This window comes from Mesorhizobium sp. M1E.F.Ca.ET.045.02.1.1, assembly GCF_003952485.1.
Lineage (GTDB): Bacteria > Pseudomonadota > Alphaproteobacteria > Rhizobiales > Rhizobiaceae > Mesorhizobium.
This window is the reverse complement of record NZ_CP034447.1, coordinates 6,105,036-6,121,036: the sequence shown is the minus strand read 5'-3', so window position 1 is coordinate 6,121,036 and position 16,001 is coordinate 6,105,036. Positions and strand designations below refer to the sequence as shown.

17 protein-coding genes and 2 pseudogenes are annotated in these 16,001 nt (G+C 65.0%); 13 read left to right on the top strand and 6 right to left on the bottom strand.

Translation table 11 applies throughout. The features are described 5' to 3' along the window. Positions 1-80 precede the first annotated feature (80 nt). Together EJ070_RS29690 and EJ070_RS29685 are read left to right on the top strand one after the other, a co-directional pair. Entirely contained in the window at positions 81-1,268 is a 1,188-nt protein-coding gene (locus tag EJ070_RS29690; protein WP_189350725.1) for a PLP-dependent aminotransferase family protein, read from the top strand. Positions 1,269-1,716: 448 nt separating this feature from the next. After that, positions 1,717-2,262 (top strand): YbhB/YbcL family Raf kinase inhibitor-like protein, encoded by a 546-nt coding sequence (locus tag EJ070_RS29685; protein WP_126094541.1) that lies wholly within the window; start codon positions 1,717-1,719, stop codon positions 2,260-2,262. 122 nt (positions 2,263-2,384) lie between these two features. Here the strand turns inward: EJ070_RS29685 and yghU are convergent, their stop codons facing one another. Beyond that, positions 2,385-3,254, bottom strand: a complete 870-nt coding sequence (yghU, locus tag EJ070_RS29680; protein ID WP_126094540.1) for a glutathione-dependent disulfide-bond oxidoreductase — start codon at positions 3,252-3,254, stop codon at positions 2,385-2,387. A gap of 383 nt (positions 3,255-3,637) precedes the next feature. On the opposite strand from yghU, the gene EJ070_RS29675 reads away from it, so the two are divergent. Together EJ070_RS29675 and EJ070_RS29670 are read left to right on the top strand one after the other, a co-directional pair. Then, positions 3,638-4,540 (top strand): S1C family serine protease, encoded by a 903-nt coding sequence (locus EJ070_RS29675; RefSeq protein WP_126094539.1) that lies wholly within the window; start codon positions 3,638-3,640, stop codon positions 4,538-4,540. A gap of 13 nt (positions 4,541-4,553) precedes the next feature. Beyond that, entirely contained in the window at positions 4,554-5,495 is a 942-nt protein-coding gene (locus EJ070_RS29670) for a LysR family transcriptional regulator (RefSeq protein WP_126094538.1), read from the top strand. On the opposite strand, the gene EJ070_RS29665 is transcribed toward EJ070_RS29670, so the two are convergent. Further along, a complete protein-coding gene (locus tag EJ070_RS29665) occupies positions 5,446-6,174 on the bottom strand; it encodes an SDR family oxidoreductase (protein ID WP_126094537.1) in 729 nt (242 codons plus the stop codon). The two genes, EJ070_RS29670 and EJ070_RS29665, sit on opposite strands and share 50 nt — an antisense overlap. Before the next feature lie 186 nt (positions 6,175-6,360). On the opposite strand from EJ070_RS29665, the gene EJ070_RS29660 reads away from it, so the two are divergent. From EJ070_RS29660 to EJ070_RS36465, 5 genes and pseudogenes are all read left to right on the top strand, one after another. Further along, the gene (locus EJ070_RS29660) at positions 6,361-6,957 is read left to right on the top strand and encodes a YdeI/OmpD-associated family protein (protein WP_126095954.1); all 597 of its coding nucleotides are present in this window, start codon (positions 6,361-6,363) and stop codon (positions 6,955-6,957) included. A gap of 189 nt (positions 6,958-7,146) precedes the next feature. Beyond that, positions 7,147-8,520, top strand: a complete 1,374-nt coding sequence (locus EJ070_RS29655) for an adenylate/guanylate cyclase domain-containing protein (RefSeq protein WP_126094536.1) — start codon at positions 7,147-7,149, stop codon at positions 8,518-8,520. 82 nt (positions 8,521-8,602) lie between these two features. Further along, positions 8,603-9,286, top strand: coding sequence for an SDR family NAD(P)-dependent oxidoreductase (locus EJ070_RS29650; RefSeq protein ID WP_126094535.1), 684 nt, complete (start codon positions 8,603-8,605; stop codon positions 9,284-9,286). Positions 9,287-9,521: 235 nt separating this feature from the next. Next, entirely contained in the window at positions 9,522-9,644 is a 123-nt protein-coding gene (locus tag EJ070_RS37505; protein ID WP_281059675.1) for a hypothetical protein, read from the top strand. 18 nt (positions 9,645-9,662) lie between these two features. Then, positions 9,663-9,872, top strand: a pseudogene (locus EJ070_RS36465) (hypothetical protein); the annotation flags it as partial. Between the two features lie 616 nt (positions 9,873-10,488). Here the strand turns inward: EJ070_RS36465 and EJ070_RS37260 are convergent. Beyond that, positions 10,489-10,614: pseudogene (locus EJ070_RS37260) on the bottom strand (integrase); the annotation flags it as partial. Here EJ070_RS37260 and EJ070_RS37255 point away from each other — a divergent pair. The 4 genes from EJ070_RS37255 to EJ070_RS29625 all read left to right on the top strand — a co-directional run bounded on the left by EJ070_RS37255 (position 10,567) and on the right by EJ070_RS29625 (position 14,393). After that, the gene (locus tag EJ070_RS37255; RefSeq protein ID WP_245464986.1) at positions 10,567-10,770 is read left to right on the top strand and encodes a hypothetical protein; all 204 of its coding nucleotides are present in this window, start codon (positions 10,567-10,569) and stop codon (positions 10,768-10,770) included. The pseudogene EJ070_RS37260 and the gene EJ070_RS37255 sit on opposite strands and share 48 nt — an antisense overlap. Before the next feature lie 206 nt (positions 10,771-10,976). Further along, on the top strand, positions 10,977-13,097 hold the full coding sequence (locus tag EJ070_RS29635) for an EAL domain-containing protein (protein WP_126094534.1): 2,121 nt from the start codon (positions 10,977-10,979) through the stop codon (positions 13,095-13,097). Between the two features lie 89 nt (positions 13,098-13,186). Beyond that, the gene (locus EJ070_RS29630) at positions 13,187-13,546 is read left to right on the top strand and encodes a hypothetical protein (RefSeq protein WP_126094533.1); all 360 of its coding nucleotides are present in this window, start codon (positions 13,187-13,189) and stop codon (positions 13,544-13,546) included. A gap of 322 nt (positions 13,547-13,868) precedes the next feature. Further along, positions 13,869-14,393, top strand: coding sequence for a hypothetical protein (locus EJ070_RS29625; RefSeq protein ID WP_126094532.1), 525 nt, complete (start codon positions 13,869-13,871; stop codon positions 14,391-14,393). 82 nt (positions 14,394-14,475) lie between these two features. Here the strand turns inward: EJ070_RS29625 and EJ070_RS29620 are convergent, their stop codons facing one another. From EJ070_RS29620 to EJ070_RS29610, 3 genes are all read right to left on the bottom strand, one after another. Continuing rightward, positions 14,476-14,694 carry a hypothetical protein gene (locus EJ070_RS29620; RefSeq protein WP_126094531.1) on the bottom strand — a complete coding sequence of 73 codons (219 nt, stop codon included), beginning with the start codon at positions 14,692-14,694 and terminating at the stop codon, positions 14,476-14,478. Beyond that, positions 14,691-15,212, bottom strand: coding sequence for a hypothetical protein (locus EJ070_RS29615; RefSeq protein WP_126094530.1), 522 nt, complete (start codon positions 15,210-15,212; stop codon positions 14,691-14,693). Before EJ070_RS29615 ends, EJ070_RS29620 begins: the two co-directional genes overlap by 4 nt. 215 nt (positions 15,213-15,427) lie before the next feature. Further along, positions 15,428-15,943, bottom strand: coding sequence for a ferritin-like domain-containing protein (locus EJ070_RS29610; protein WP_126094529.1), 516 nt, complete (start codon positions 15,941-15,943; stop codon positions 15,428-15,430). Positions 15,944-16,001 lie beyond the last annotated feature (58 nt).

The window sequence follows — 16,001 nt, the reverse complement described above, 5'->3', positions numbered from 1 at the left end:
GTTGACCTAAATACAAAAATTCGCCCCCCGGGAGGTGCGCCTTGACCCTGTTGAACCTTCTGGCCTCGCGCTCCTCGCGCATGAAGGCCTCGGAAATCCGCGAGCTGTTGAAGCTGCTCGACCAGCCCGACATCATCTCGTTTGCCGGTGGCATCCCGGATCCTTCGCTGTTTCCTGCCGAAGCCATCGGCGACGCCTATCAGGCCGTGCTCGGCGGGGCGGAAGCGGGCGCTGCGCTGCAGTACCAGGTCAGCGAAGGTTTTCTGCCGCTGCGCAAATGGCTGGCCGGCCATATGGGCAGCCTCGGCGTGGCGTGCGACGAGGGCAACATCTTCATCACGTCCGGTTCTCAGCAGGCGCTCGATTATCTCGGCAAGCTGTTCCTGTCGCCGGGCGACACGGCTTTGGTCACCTGGCCGACCTATCTCGGCGCGCTGCAGGCCTTCAACGCCTATGAGCCGCGCTACGACAGGCTCAACACGGCCGGCGGCAACATGACGCCGGAGGCCTATCGCGCGGCAGCCGCCGCCCCTTCTGCCTTTTCGAAAGGGGGCGGCAAGGTGAAATTCGCCTATCTGGTGCCTGACTTCGCCAACCCGACCGGCAACACGCTTGATGCCAAGCAGCGCGAGGCGGTGCTCGACCTTGCCGGCGAGCTCGACATCGCCGTCATCGAGGACGCCGCCTACCGCGCGCTGCGCTATGACGGCGAGGCCGTGTCGCCGATCCTGGCGCTGGACTGCGCACGCTCCGGCGGCATCGATAACGCCCGCACGCTCTATTGCGGTTCCTTCTCGAAGATCCTGTCGCCCGGCATGCGTGTCGGCTGGGTCTGCGCGCCGCGCCATGTGGTGGAAAAGCTGGTGCTGATGAAGCAGGCTTCCGACCTGCACAGCCCCTCCATCAACCAGATGGTGATGCACCGCGTCGCCGAGACCATTTTCGAAGGCCAGGTGGAAAAGCTGATCGGCGCCTATCGCCGGCGCCGCGACGCGCTGCTCGGCGCGCTCGAAGCCAACATGCCGAATGGCATTTCCTGGAACCGGCCGGACGGCGGCATGTTCGTCTGGCTGACGCTGCCGGAAGGCGGCGACGCCACCGAGCTGCTGGCGCGTTCGGTGAAGGAGGCGCGCGTCGCCTTCGTGCCGGGCAACGCGTTCTTCGCCGACGGCACCGGCCGCAACACGCTGCGCATGTCGTTCACGCTTGCCGATGACCGCGCGGTGGGCGAGGGCGTGCCAAGGTTGGCGAAACTGTTGAGAGGTTAATCTCCCCCCTTGAGGGGGAGATGTCGCCGGAGGCGACAGAGGGGGTCGCCGCGCATCGAGCGCCGACGCCTTTCCGCAAAGGTGAGGAGGTTGGCGCTCGATGTGAGACGACCCCCTCTGGCCTGCCGGCCATCTCCCCCTCGAGGGGGGAGATCGGCAGCCAACCATCACCTCCTTCTCGCGCAGGCGTGATCGGTGGTGCGCAGGCGTGATTGTCGGCGCGGCCGATTCTTCGGCTAGGGTCGCGGCCGATCCAACACCCCCTGGATCGACAGGCCGCGAAGTCCCACCTTCGCGGCCCGAACGAAAGAGCCCCGACGGCCTCCACCGGCGGGGCTTTTTTTCGTTCTTGAGACGTTGGCGCTGCCCTTTTTTTGGGCCGCTTTTCCGCTAAACTCATCACGTCTCGGCCAAACTCATCACATCTCGGCCAAAAGGGGAGGAAAGCATGACCTTACGCCTTGGCTTAACCTTGCTTGCGCTCACTGCTTTCGCCACCCAGGCATCGGCCTTCGAGATCTCCAGCCCGTCGGTCTCCAACGGCAAATGGGACGCAAAATATCTCGGCGACAAGGCCGGCTGCGGCGGCAAGAGCGTTTCGATCGCGCTTGCGTGGAAGAATCCGCCGGCCGGCACCAAAAGCTACGCTCTCACCATGTTCGATCCCGACGCCAATGGCGGCAAGGGGTTCTGGCACTGGCTCGCCTGGAACATCCCGGCAAGCGCCAAGGGCCTGGCCGAAGGCGCGGGTTCCAAGGGCGGCAAGCGCCTGCCCAAGGGCACCGTGTCCGGCACGGGCGGTGTCGGCCGCGCCGGCTATTTCGGCCCATGTCCGCCGCCCGGCAGCGGCGCGCATCATTATGTCTTCACGCTCTACGCGCTGGGCGAGGCGAAGCTGCGCACGCCGGAAAATCCGTCGCCGGATATGGTCTCGGTCGCGGCGAAAAGCTCCGCGCTCGGCGAGGCGAGCGTGACGTATACGTATGGGAGGTAGCGGGGCGCTCTACCTCCCCCTTGTGGGGAGGTCGGACCGAAGGTCCGGGTGGGGGTCGGCGCCAGCCCCCCGCCCCGCTGCTTCGCAGCGACCCTCCCCACCAGGGGGAGGGTAGGAGATACTCACTCCGCCGCCACCAACTTATCCTGCGTCTTCGTTTCGAAGTCGCTGGCGTCGTGGCGCTCGTGGAGCTGGTAGGCCGGGTCGCCGGAGATGCGATTGACCATGCGGCCGCGCTTCACCGCCGGCCGGGCGTCGATTGCGTCGGCCCAGCGCTGCACGTGCTCGTATTCGTGCACGGCGAGGAACTGCGCGGCATCGTTGTAGCTGCGGCCCTTGGCCAGCCCGCCATACCAGGGCCAGACCGCCATGTCGGCGATGGTGTAGTCGGGGCCGGCAAGGTATTCGCTTTCCGCCAGCCTGCGGTCGAGCACGTCCATCTGCCGCTTGGTCTCCATGGCGAAGCGGTCGATGGCGTATTCGATCTTTTCCGGCGCATAGGCGTAGAAATGGCCGAAACCGCCGCCGAGATAGGGCGCCGAGCCCATCTGCCAGAACAGCCACGAGAAGGTTTCGGCGCGGGCGGCACGCTCGGTAGGCAGGAATTCGCCGAACTTTTCGGCCAGATAAGTGAGGATCGAGCCGGATTCGAACACGCGTACCGGCTTCGGCTCGCTGCGGTCCAGCAGCGCCGGGATCTTGGAGTTCGGGTTCACCCCGACGAAGCCTGAGCCAAACTGATCGCCTTCGTTGATGCGGATCAGCCAGGCGTCGTATTCGGCACCCGTGTGGCCGAGCGCCAGAAGCTCCTCCAGCATGATCGTGACCTTCTGGCCGTTGGGGGTGGCCAGCGAATAGAGCTGCAGCGGATGCTTGCCGACCGGCAGTTCCTTCTCATGCGTCGGCCCGGCGACCGGCCGGTTGATCGAGGCGAAGGCGCCGCCATTCGGCTTGTTCCAGGTCCAGACTTTCGGCGGGGTGTACTGGTTCATCGTGGGGGGCCTTGTGGGTTCGGGGGGCGGATGCGAGTTGGTTGACGCAAGATTTAGGTGCGGTTCCGCGCGCGTCAAAGAAAAAAGTTCAATTTTCGTTGAACTAATGACTGGGCCAGGATTTTTCCCCTTCTCCCCTTGTGGGAGAAGGTGGATCGGCGCGCAGCGCCGAGACGGATGAGGGGTGTTGGAAGAAATGATACGAGGGAGATTAGGACGCGGGGAGCAAACGGCCGAAGGCGCGCTCCGTCCAGCACCCCTCATCCGACCGAGCTTCGCTCGGCCACCTTCTCCCACAAGGGGAGAAGGGAATGGCGTCAGCCCTTGCACCACGCCGCATTGGCCATACCTATAGAAAAAGACCCGCAATCCAGGATCGACCGATGACCATCGAAAAAGTCTCGCGCTCCGTCGTGTCCGTGCGCGCCACGGTTCCGGACGACGCCTTCACCGCCAATGCGCTGGGCACACGCCGCGAGGGCAGCGGCGTGGTGATCCGCGACAACGGGCTGGTGCTCACCATCGGCTATCTGATCACCGAGGCCGACGAGGTGTGGCTCACCGACCAGGACGGCCGCGTGGTCGCCGCGCATGCGCTGGCCTACGATCAGGAGACCGGCTTCGGCCTGGTGCAGGCGCTGTCGCCGCTCAACCTGCCGGCGGTCGCCTTCGGCAACGCCAGGAAGGCCAATATCGGCGACGCGGTGACGCTTGCCGACGGCATCGGCCAGCAGGTCGATGCCCACATCGTCACCAAGCAGGAATTCGCCGGCTACTGGGAATATCTCATCGACGAGGCGATCTTCACCGCGCCGGCGCACCCGTCCTGGGGCGGCGCCGCGCTGTTCGACCGCGACGGCAAGCTGCTCGGCGTCGGCTCGCTGCGCCTGCAGATGAGCCGCGCCGGCGAGGTCGCCGACATCAACATGATCGTGCCGATCGACCTTCTGACGCCGATCCTCGACGACTTGGTGAAGCGTGGCCAGTTGGCCCGGCCACCGCGCCCGTGGCTCGGCGCTTTCTCGGCCGAGTCGAACGGCATGGTGGTGGTGATGAGCGTCGCCGAAGGCGGTCCAGCGGCAAAGGCAGGCCTGCGTCAGGGCGACATCATTTCCGACGTGCGCGACGGTGAGGTCGACGGTCTCGCCGACTTCTATCGCAAGCTCTGGCAGAACCCGGCAGGCGCCGAGATCCCGTTGCGCGTGGTGCGCGACGGCCGCGAGACCTGGCTCAGGGTAAAATCCGCAGACCGCAACTCCTTCCTCAAGAAGCCGCAGCTGCAGTAGCGCCGCCCGCCCGATGCATCCAAGGTTGCTGAAGACATTTCTCGCGGTTGCGCGCACGCGCAACGTCACCCGCGCCGCGGTGGAGGTCAATCTCGCGCAGTCGAGCGTCAGCGACCAGATCCAGGCGCTGGAGGCCGAGCTTGGCGCCAGCCTCTTCATGCGCTCTCGGCGAGGGCTGGAGCTGACACCGGCCGGCGAGGCGTTGAAACCCTATGCCGAGGAATTGCTGTCGCTCGCCGACGACGCGCGCGCCGTCATCGATGCCACCAGGAGCGCGACGGCCGGCCGGCTTGCGATCGGCGCGCTGGAGACGATTGCCTCCGCAAGGCTTGCCGGCTGGCTGGCCGACTTCCATGCCGTTCATCCCGACATCGACATCAAGCTGAAGATCGCCGGCAGCGGCGAGTTGCTGCGCAGGCTCGGCGACGGCGAGATCGATGTCGCCTTCTGCTTCGACCGTTCTGGCGCGAGCGAATCGGACGAGCGCTTCGCCAGACGCGTCGTCGCGGCCGAGCCGCTGGTGCTGATCGCGCCGCCGGGCGAGAACAGGACGGAGGTCGATCTGGCGGAGCTTGCCGAAAAACGCTTCGTCGCCACCGAAACCGGATGCGTCTACCGCGCCATGGTCGACAGAGCTTTCACCGAGGCGGGCCTCGGCGGGCCGAGGCTCGCGGCCGAGGTCGGCAGCATCGACGCCATCGCCGGGCTGGTGGCAGCCGGCGCCGGCTTCGGCATCGTGCCGCGCCTGGCGGTCGCGGCCGTGCTCGATCGCGGCGGGGTGGCGGAGGTCGCCTGGCCCGGCCCGGTCCGTTCCGCGGGCCTCGTCATGATCTGGCGCCGCCGGCGCGTCCAGCCGCCGACGCTCAAGGCGCTGCTCGCGGCGATGGATGAGGGCTTTGCGCCGGTCAGATCAGCCGGTGGCCGCCCTCCACATGCAGGGTCGTTCCCGTCGTGAAACCATTGCCCATCAGGAAGCGAAGCGCGTCCGCAATGTCTTCCGCCCGCCCGACCCGCCCGGCCGGCAGGCGCTTGGCCATAGCTGCGAGCGTCTCGTCCTTTTTCTCGCCGGCGACGAACTCCCAGATCGGCGTGTCGACCCAGCCGGGCGAGACGGCATTGACGCGGATCGGCGCAAGCTCGACGGCCAGGGCCCGCACCAGCCCTTCGAGCGCTGCGTTGACGGCCGCGACGACCGCGCCGCGCGCCGCCGGCCGGTTGGCGGCGATGCCGGAGACGAAGGTGAGCGAGCCGCCCGGCGACAGTTTTGGCGCGCCATGCTTGGCAAGCAGCAGCGGCCCGTAGACCTTGCTTTCCACCATCTTTTGCGCGGCTGAAAGCTCGATCTCGGGCAACAGCCGGTAGGCGCCTTCGATCGCGGCGGCCGTGCTGACGATATGGTCGAGCCTGCCGATGCGCGCGAACAGCGCCGCGACCTCGTCCTCGCGGCTGATGTCGACCGCCGCCGCCTCCAAAGTGGCCGGGCGGCCGAGTTGATCGCGGGCCTTGCTCAGCTTCGCTTCGCCGCGCCCGGCGATGATGACGCTGGCGCCTTCGTCGAGGCAGCGCCTGGCCAGCGCCAATCCCATGCCAGAACTGCCGCCGACGATCAGGATTTTTCGATTGTCCATGTCCATGCCTTTCCTTTGCATGGATAGTGATGTGGCAGGCGGATGCTCGACGCGGAAACGGAAGAAACCGATAGTGTCATCGGAAAGGCCGATGGCATCCTCGGATCTGCTGACAGAAACTGGCACCAACCATCGCTACAGCAGCGGCGGAATCGTTCAAACTGTCGGTCGAGACAAGCAGACGAGGTGATGATGGCCCCGATCAAGGTCGATCCGGAGAAGATCCGCGAGTTCCCCGACGCGGAGAGTTTCTATGCCTGGCTCGGCCAAAACCACGCCGGCGAAAGCGAGGTCTGGATCAAGATCCATAAGGTAGGTTCGGGTCTTCCCTCGATCACGCCAAAGGAGGCGATCGACGTTGTGCTCTGCTTCGGCTGGATCGACGCGGTGCGCAAGTCGCTCGACGAGAAGAGCTTTCTGCAGCGCTACACGCCGCGTGGCAAAAAGAGCATCTGGAGCAGGATCAACATCGACAATGTCGCGCGCCTGACCGAGCAGGGCCGCATGACGAAGCATGGCCTGCGCGAGGTCGAGGCGGCCAAGGCCGACGGGCGCTGGGACCGCGCCTATGGCGGGTCCAAGGAGATGACGATCCCGCCCGACCTGCAGGCGGCGATCGACGCTGAGCCGAAAGCGAAGGAAATGCTGGCAAAGCTCTCCGCCCAGAACCGCTTCGCGCTCGCCTTCCGCACCCACAACATGAAGACCGAGGCCGGGCGCAAGAAGAAGATCGCAAGCTTCGTCGACATGCTGAAGCGCGGCGAGACGATCCACCCGCAGAAGAAGTAGGCCGGACACTTGGTACCCGATGCGGAGCGCGACTTTCGACCGACCCGGGGCGGACTATCGGACTCGACGATGGCATCCAAGCCATTGCTGGGCTAATGTCGTCCGAACGAGGCTGAAACGGTGTCCGGCTGATAGACCTTTTATTGACTACCAGCGTTTGGCGCCACTCGTACAGGAAGATCGGTTCCGATGCCTACGTTGCTATCGCTGCCCGACGACATATCGATCAAATCGGCGCTCGGGGAATCTGTCCTTGAAGCCGCTCGCCGGGCAGATGTCCCGATCGCCTGCGCTTGTGGCGGTAAGGCCAAATGCTCAACCTGCCGGATCTGGATTCTCGACGGTGCAGACGGCTGCCCGGAGCGCACAGCGCTGGAGCGCACGCTCGTAGAGCGGCTGGGGCTTGGCAACAACGTACGCCTGGCATGCCAGCTCAGACCTGCCTCCGACATCACCTTCCGCAGGCTCGTACTCGACGAGACCGACCTGCGAATGACCAGTCAGCTGCTGCCGCACAGGTCCACCAGTGCGGGCGAGCTGAAGTCGGTCGTCATTTTCTTCAGCGACGTAGCCGGATTCACCCACTTCTCCGAAACGCTGACGCCTTACGATGTCATGTATCTGCTCAATCGCTATTTCACTCAGGTCGCCGAAGTCATCGAGCTCAACAACGGCTACATCGACAAGTTCGTCGGCGACGGGCTTATGGCGATATTTGGCGTGAACGGCCAAGACGATGCGCCGGTGCGCGCGGTCAATGCGGCCCTACAGACCCTTGCCACGGTCGATCGGCTGAAGCCGTTTTTTGCCTCGATGTACGGCATCGACTTCGATATTCGCGTCGGTTTGCATCTGGGCGAAGCGGTGATCGGTTCGGTCGGATCACCCGGAAACGAGCGCCTGACGGCTATCGGCGATGCGGTCAATGTGGCGAGCCGCGTCGAAACAGCCAACAAGGAGGCCGGAACCCGCCTCCTGATTTCGGAGACGCTCTATGAACGGGTCAAGGACGAGGTTGAAATATCCGATTTCATTCGGGTGCGTTTGCGCGGTACCTCCGACCGAATTACGCTGTACGAGATAAGGAAGCTGAAGGTTGAAGCCGAGCGCCGGTTGAACGAAAAAGGCGCGCGCGAGACTATGCAACTGGGCGGCAAGACGTGGCACCGGACGGTCGCGACGGGCGAACTGAAGGACGGCGACTACAAAGTCATCGAGTTCCAAGCGCTTTACGTCGTGATTTTGCGCAGGGGCGGGCGCGTCCATGCCTTTAACAATGCCTGCCCGCATCTGAAATTGCCGTTCTTCGAAAGCACCTCGCGGACCAACGGCCACGCACGACAGGCGAGCACTGTAGACGAGGATGGCACGCTGGTGTGTCGCTGGCATCACTCCGGATTCGATCTGGATACAGGCGAAATCGTAAAGTGGTGCGAGGCGCTCAACGAGGATGGAACTTCGGCCGGCATGGAGGTCCTCGGCGATATTTCGAAGAACCGGGCTCCGTTGCGTCTCATTCCGTGCCGCGAGGAGGATGGCTACATCTGGGTCGGTCTCGATTGAACGTGCCGACCGGATCGTCCAAAAAACTCCCGCGAGTCTGTTGTCGGTCCGACCAAGTGTCAGATTTTGACCAGCGGGAGCAATGACCAGCACAGCAAATCATTCCGGCAAGGTGGCGCTCGTCACCGGCGCCAATCGCGGCATTGCCCTGGAGACCGGCCGGCAGCTCGCCGGACTTGGCTTCACCGTGCTCATCGGCGCGCGCGACCTCGCCAAGGGCGAGGCGGCGGCGAAGAAACCCGGCGGCAATGTCGAGGCCATCGCGCTGGATGTCGCCGCGCCCGATGGGCCAGCCCTTGCTGCAGCCGAGGTGGAGCGCCGATTCGGTCGGCTCGACGTGCTCGTCAACAACGCCGCCATCCACTACGAGTTGTCCGCGCGAGCGCTGAATCCCCACCGGACGGTGGGCAGCAAGGCCTTCGAGAGCTATGTCGTCGGCGCCTGGCGGGTGGCGTTCGCCTTCGCGCCGCTGCTCAGCGCCTCCGGTCATGGCCGGCTGGTCATCGTTTCGCCCGAGGCTGGCTCGCCGGCCTATTCGACCGGCAGGGCGACGCTCAGTGCGCTCACCCGAATTCTCGCGGCCGAGCTGCGCGACGCGGGCGTCCTGGTCAACGCCATCAGCCCGGACTGGATGGAGACCGACATGGGCGGGCCCGGCAGCCGCCCAGTCGCGCCAGGGGCGGCCGGCATCGTATGGGCCGCGACCCTGCCGGACGACGGTCCGACGGGCGGCTTCTTCCGCGATGGCATGAAGCTGCCGTGGTGAACGGCTCGAGCGTCCTACCTGCCCATACGCCTTGCTACGAAAATAGCATTCTCGGCCTACGAAGTGTGATGCGAGGCTCCGCGCCCGTGCACCCAAGGCACGCGGTGGTGCGGTCTCGCGAGAAGAGGAGTGGCAGGCGGGATCGAGCCCAAAATCCAAAAATCCGGACGAAACTGTTGAACCATTGCGAGGCCCGCCGTGTTTGACGTGGTTGGCCACGAGGGAAGGACCACCAGTGAGAGCACCCTATCTCGTCTCGGCCGCGCTCATTGCGGCATCTGCAATGCCGGCGGCGGCTGGCGAAATCTCAGACGGCAAGGTCAAGATCGGCATCTTGAACGACCAGTCGGGCGTCTAGCCGATGGCCGACGGCACGCTGAAGCTGGTGGCGGTCGAATACATCACCTCGAAGGGTCCGGCATCGCTCGATGGCCAGCTGTTCAACTTCAACAGCGCGCCCAACCGCTACGGTCTCGGCGAGTTCTACGAACTGCATGTCTGGGCCTGGAAGAGCAACCCGACCGGCACCTTCGCCGACATGAACCCGAAAGTGTCGTGCGAACACGCGATTGCGCCGAGTCAGTAAGAAACGCCAGGCGGTGAAGCTGCCGATCTCCCCCCGTGAGGAGATGCCCGGCAGGGCAGAAGGGGCGCTGTTCCGCCGGCATCTTTGGGCTTGGATTCCTCGCCTCCGCTGAAAGCGGGGGAGAGGTGGCCGCAAAGCGGCCGGAGAGGGGGCTTCGCAGGGCGCTGTCCCCCTCTCCGTCTCGGCTTCGCCGAGTGTCCAGCCGATAGATGGGTAACACTTTGAACCGGATACATAGGTTACAGTTTTCCCCCTGAGTTGCTGTCCGCCGCAGTGCCGTCTGGTCGGGTTGAAGGGCACTGCGGCGGACCAGTTTCTTGTGTCTGCCGTCGATGAAGCCGAGCGGATGGGTATAGAAGTGGAGCGCCCATTGCCCGTTCTCGGTCTCGGTTGCGGCAACCGCTTCACCCGCCAATGTCTTTGAGACGTAGATGAAGTCGCCGTTCCACTTGATCTCGCCGTTTTGGCGCACGCTGCGCACCGCAGCTTCGGCCGGATAGTCCGGCTCCGGTATCGTCTTCGGCATGGCGCGGGTCGAGGGGCGGTAATGCTGTGCCGGCGTGTCCATGCCCAGCGCCTCGTGCGGGCGCTCCTCATTGTACTCGCGCCGGAAAGCCTCGAAGGCCCGAGCCTGCGCCGCCCTGTCGGCCTCCGGCGCCTTGGCCAGCGGCAGCATGGTCAGGTGGAAGCGCTCATGGCAGCCGTTCTGCTGCGGCTTGCCCGGCTGGATGCGCTCCAGCACGATGCCGAGCTTGATGAAACGCACGCTAAGCGGCGTCAGCCCGGTGAGGCCGACCGACGCAAATGGCGAGCCGTTGTCGCTTCTGAACCGATCCGGCAGGCCATTCTCCTCGAACGTCCGCTCATTCCGCAACAAAACGAAGCCGCTCGTCCATGAGTCCAGTCTCTCGCCAAACCATCGCCGACGTTACGGGAGAAGCACTGTGGGCGACGCTGCCAATCTCCCCCCTTGAGGGGGAGATGTCCGGCAGGACAGAGGAGGGTGGGACGGAGTGCGACCTACGCAAGGGAACCGCCCCCTAGTAACCATTTCTTCTCTGCTTTCATGCAGGATGCCCGAAGGGGGAGAGGCAAAACCAGGGCATGGCGGACGACGAGAAACGTAAGGGTGAATTCTGGGCGCTGGCGCTCGACCGCGCCCAACTCGGCCTGTGGGACTGGAACCTCGCGACCGGCGATTGCTACTATTCGCCGACCTGGTGGAGGATGCTGGGCTATGCCGAGGGCGAGCTCGCCAACACGTCCGATCTCTGGCTGAAGCTCACCCATCCCGACGACCGCGAACGGGCGCTGGCGAGCGGCGACCGCCACATCGCCGGCCTCGTCGATTCCATCGATACAGAACTGCGCCTGAAGCACAAGGACGGCCACTGGGTCTGGGTGCTCGACCGCGGCGGCATCGTCGAGCGCGAGGCCGAAGGCAAGCCGCTGCGCCTGATGGGCGTGCAGACCGACATCACCAGGCAGAAAGAGGCCGAAGCCGCGCTCGAGCAGATCAATGTGCGTTTCCGCCTTGCGCTCGCCGCCAGCGGCACCGGCATCTGGCATTACGATATCGGCACCAACAAGAGTTATTGGGACGCGCGCACCAGGGAGATCTTCGGTCTTGTCAGCGATACCGACGAGGTGACGGCCGGCCTCTGGCACACCTATCTCCACCCGGACGACAAGGAGGCCACCGAGCGCGCGCACCTGCCGCCGCCGGGCTCGGAGAGCGTCACCGCCACGCAATATCGCATCATCAGACGCGACGGCGAGATCCGTCATGTCGAGTCGCTGGTGCGCTTCATCGCCGGCGTCGGCTCGGCCGGCCAGATCCTCGGCACCGTGCGCGACATCACCGACGAAAAGAAGCGCGCCGAGGAGCTTGCCTATGCGGCGCGCCACGATGCGTTGACCGGATTGTTGAACCGCTCGGCCTTCGACCGCCTGCTGGCCGAAAACATCGGCGCGGCAGACCGGCTGCCGCTTGCCGTGTTCTATGTCGACCTCGACTACTTCAAGGCGCTCAACGACTATGCCGGCCACGCCGCCGGCGACCTCGCGCTGAAGAGTGTCGCGGCAGGCATCGTCGCCAGCCTGCCGCCCTCGGCGCACGCCGCGCGCCTCGGCGGCGACGAGTTCGCGCTGCTGGTGCCGAATTGCGACGACGCCTGCGCCGAGCGGCTCGCGCGTGCGGTGCTCGCCGCCGTGCGCGACGCCGATCTCGGCCCGGCCGTCACCTCGCGTCGGCTCGCTGCCAGCATCGGTATCGCCTTCGTGTATGACCGCAACATCACCGTCGCAGACGCGCTCGCCTGCGCCGACGACGCCTGCTACGCCGCCAAGGCCGGCGGGCGCGACCGCTTTGCGGTGTTCTCGGCCGAGACGGCCTCCGGCTCGGGCGGCCTCAACGCCGCGCGGCTCGCCGCCGACCTGGTCGACGCCATGGAGGACGGCCGGCTGAAGCTGTTCGGCCAGGAGATCCATCGCCTGGGCAGGCCCTGGGAAGAGAACCGCCATGTCGAGGTGCTGGCGCGGCTCGAAGGCCGCAATGGCAAGCTGATCCCGCCGGGTGAGTTCATGCCGGTGGCCGAACGCTTCGGCCTTGCCGCCCGGCTCGACCGCTGGATCATCCGCGCGGCACTGGCGCGCCACGGCAAGGCGATGCGCTCCGGCGCCATCTCGCTCGGCTTCAACCTGTCGGCGCAGACGCTCTCCGATCCGCAGCTCTGGGACTTCGTCGATGCCGCGATCGCCGGGAGCGGCGCGCCGCCATCCGGCATCGGCTTCGAGATCACCGAGACCGCCGCCGTCACCAATTTCGACGCGGCGGAAGAATTCGTGCGCAAGGCCAGGTTGCGCCGCTGCCGCGTCAGCCTCGACGATTTCGGCGCCGGCATGAGCTCCTTCGAATATCTGAGGCGCTTCCCCATCGACGTCATCAAGATCGACGGCTCCTTCGTCGAGCACATCGCCGAAAGCCGCTTCGACCGCGAGATCGTCTCGGCGATCGCCGGCATTGCCAGAAGCATGGGCAGCGCCGTGGTGGCCGAGAAGATCGAGGAAAAGAGCGCGTTGGAGATCCTCATGGGCATGGGGGTCGCCTATGGCCAGGGCTATTTCCTGCACAGGCCCGAGCCGCTCGAGGCGATCGTGGCGCGGGCGGCCGGTGGCGCGGCGCCGTTTGAAAGACCGCATGCCCGAGTGGGCGGCATAAAATAAGCAAACGCTAAAATTGAAACCGCTCGTTTAAGCGCGCCGTAATCCGGCAAGGCAATGATCCGCACCGACAATCGGATCGGAGCGACGAGATGAAGACCCTTCCAACGCTGGCGGCAACCGCAATCGGCCTGCTCGGCATCTTTGCAACGCAGCCATCCTTCGCGGGTTCGGACCATGGCGGCCAGGTGACCGTGGCTGAGGATGACGACGACCAGGGCGCCGCCGCCGGCGATGACGGTGACCACGCCGTCGCCGAGAATGACGAGGCCGATCATGAGGGCGACGGCGTCGGGACGGGCTCGCATGACGGCGACCAGGACGAGGATGGCGATCACCAGGGCGGCGATCACGACGGCGGGGACAGCGACAGCCATGACGGCGGCGGCGACAGCGGTGGCCACGATGGGGGCGGGGACAGCGGCAGTCATGACAGCGGCGGCGACGACTGACGATCGGCGTTGAAAGCCGCAATCTCCCGGCGGGGGACCGCCCGGCGGGCAGCGGAGGGGCGCTGCCTGCCGGCCTGCCGCGCGCCAGGAAACTGAGGCAATTCCAGGAAAAGCCCGCAACGGTTTTCCGTCCTGAATCGCATGAAACAAACACTTGGAACGGTTCATCGATCCCATCAAAACGCTGAACCGCTCTAGGAAATTCTTAGGATTATTGGGCTACGGCCTTGCCGAACCGACCTTTGCTTTGCTCAAGGCATGATGTCTTGGCTCGAATATCCGGCACCCATTCCATGACGGACGGGTACCGTCGAGGCCAGCAATGTCTTCACTCCCCACGCTGAATAACGCCGCCCTTTCGATCCTGCAGCAGCAACGCCCGGCGTCGGCGGCCGGATCGGCAGGAGACGGTCTCGTCGCGAACATCAATCGCACCCCCGCCGATCTCGGCTCCGGCGCGCCGCTCATGGCCGAAATTTCCCAATCCATGTTCAGCCTGGACGGCCTCAACGTCACGGCGACAAAGGTCCGGCTGATGGAGCGCGCGGGCAAGGAGTTCGGCCTCGACCAGGGCGACTACGAATCCGTGATCTCCTATGGCACGGCCGTCAAGAACGCGGTCGAGGCGCTGAAGCGGCAATCCCCGTCCGCGATCGCAGAGATCGAAAGGCAGCTTGGCCTGGATCAGCTTGGCGTTTCGCTCGATACGCTGGTCAATTCAATCGCCGATCCGCAAAGCAGCGACGGCGACAGGTTGGACGCTGCGCTGGAGAGGGAAGCTGGCAAGCAAGGCGAGGGGAAATCTGCTTCCATCCAGCCAGACGAGATCGGTCTTTACGGTGGCTGAGGGCGCGTGCCGATCTCCCCTCATCAAGGGGGGAGATTACATCCGCTCAGTGACTCACCTCTCATTCGACGTCGGGCCGAACTCAGCCCTCCGCCTTCATGGTTCGCGCGATCTCAAGCAGCTTGTCGCGATCATGCCCATGCTCGCGGATCAGCTCGCGCGCCTGCTTGGGCGAGAGATCGGTGTTTTCGGCCAGGAACCGCACGTCCGGATCGTCGCCGCCCTTGGTCGGCAACCGGCTGGGTGACGGCGCATGACCGGCGCCCGGGCGGTTCGGGATCTTGCCGTTAGGCTGGTTCATCGTAAAACTCCCGTTGTTGCCGCTCCAGCCCGCCGTCCCGATGACCTGCCGCGTGCCTGCTTCTTGCGGCGCAGCACCTCATCGGTTCCGACGATGTGCTTCGACCCGCCGGTGATAGCGGTCGAGACGACCGCCGGCGGATCGCTCGCCGGGAAACTGTCCTCCAGACCGGACTGCAACTGTTCCTCCAGCGTCTCCGGAATCTCCGAGCGCCCTTGCGTGCGGCGGTCGTCGATCTCCTCCAGATCGCTCTTCGTGTCGGGATGGCTGCGCACATTCCTCATCGTCGACACAATCAGCTCGATCGCGAATTCACGCATGGCGTCGGCATGTGGCGCGGCGATATCCGTTTCCTCGACAAGCCTGATCAGCGACGTCTCCATCTCGCCCAGTTCTTTCAGGCCCTGACAGCGGGCCAGCCGTTGCGACAGCGCGTTGATGAGGGCGGGAGCAAAGGTCGAGTAGGCTTGCACGCGTGTCTCGTCGACGCGTTCGGGATGAAGGGTCTGCAGCGACATCGGAGCCTCCACTGGTTGTCCCGCCGATAGCGGCCGCCTTGCTGGACGGCCGCTTCTAGGCAACTGCGGGAGGCGCGACTGGTTCCATCAGGGAGAGAATGGCTGATGCGGCTATGTCCCTCGCCCCGGCACGGATCGGCGCCAGCATGCGGTCCCGACTGCGAGCCAAGACCGCACGACCGCATCAGGTCCTTGGCATGCGAATGACAGCCACGTCAGGCGGCCGCCCGCAAGGCCCGTTCGTTGGCGCCGCTTTCGCCGAGCTTGGTCAACGCCTCGTCGGTAGCGGCTTCTTCCTTGAGCGTCTCACGCAGCAGCGGCAACGCGTCGGCCAGGCCGAGTTGCTCCGCCCAGGCAATCAGCGTGCCGTAGCGCGCTATCTCATAGTGCTCGACCGCCTGGGCGGCGCCGACAAGGCCGGCATCGAGGGCAGGTTCCTCCTCATACTCCTCGAGAATCTCCGCGCCTTCTTCGAGAATGCCGTCGATCGCCGGGCAGGTCTTGCCCCTGGCGGCCTTGCCGATGAGTTCGAAGACCTGTTCGAGACGGTCGACCTGGCCTTCCGTCTCCAGGCGATGCTTCTCGAACGCCGCGCTCAGTTCCTCGGACTGTGCCGCCTTTGCAAGCTTGGGCAATGTCTTCAGGATTTTCTTTTCCGCGTAATATATGTCTTTCAGGCCGTCTACGAAAAGGCTTTCAAGGCCGTTCGCCGCCCCGGATTTCTTCGCCATTGTTGCGCTCCATCGATTTGAATGACACGTCGATTTTGAAAAAGGGAAAGCGCCCGCG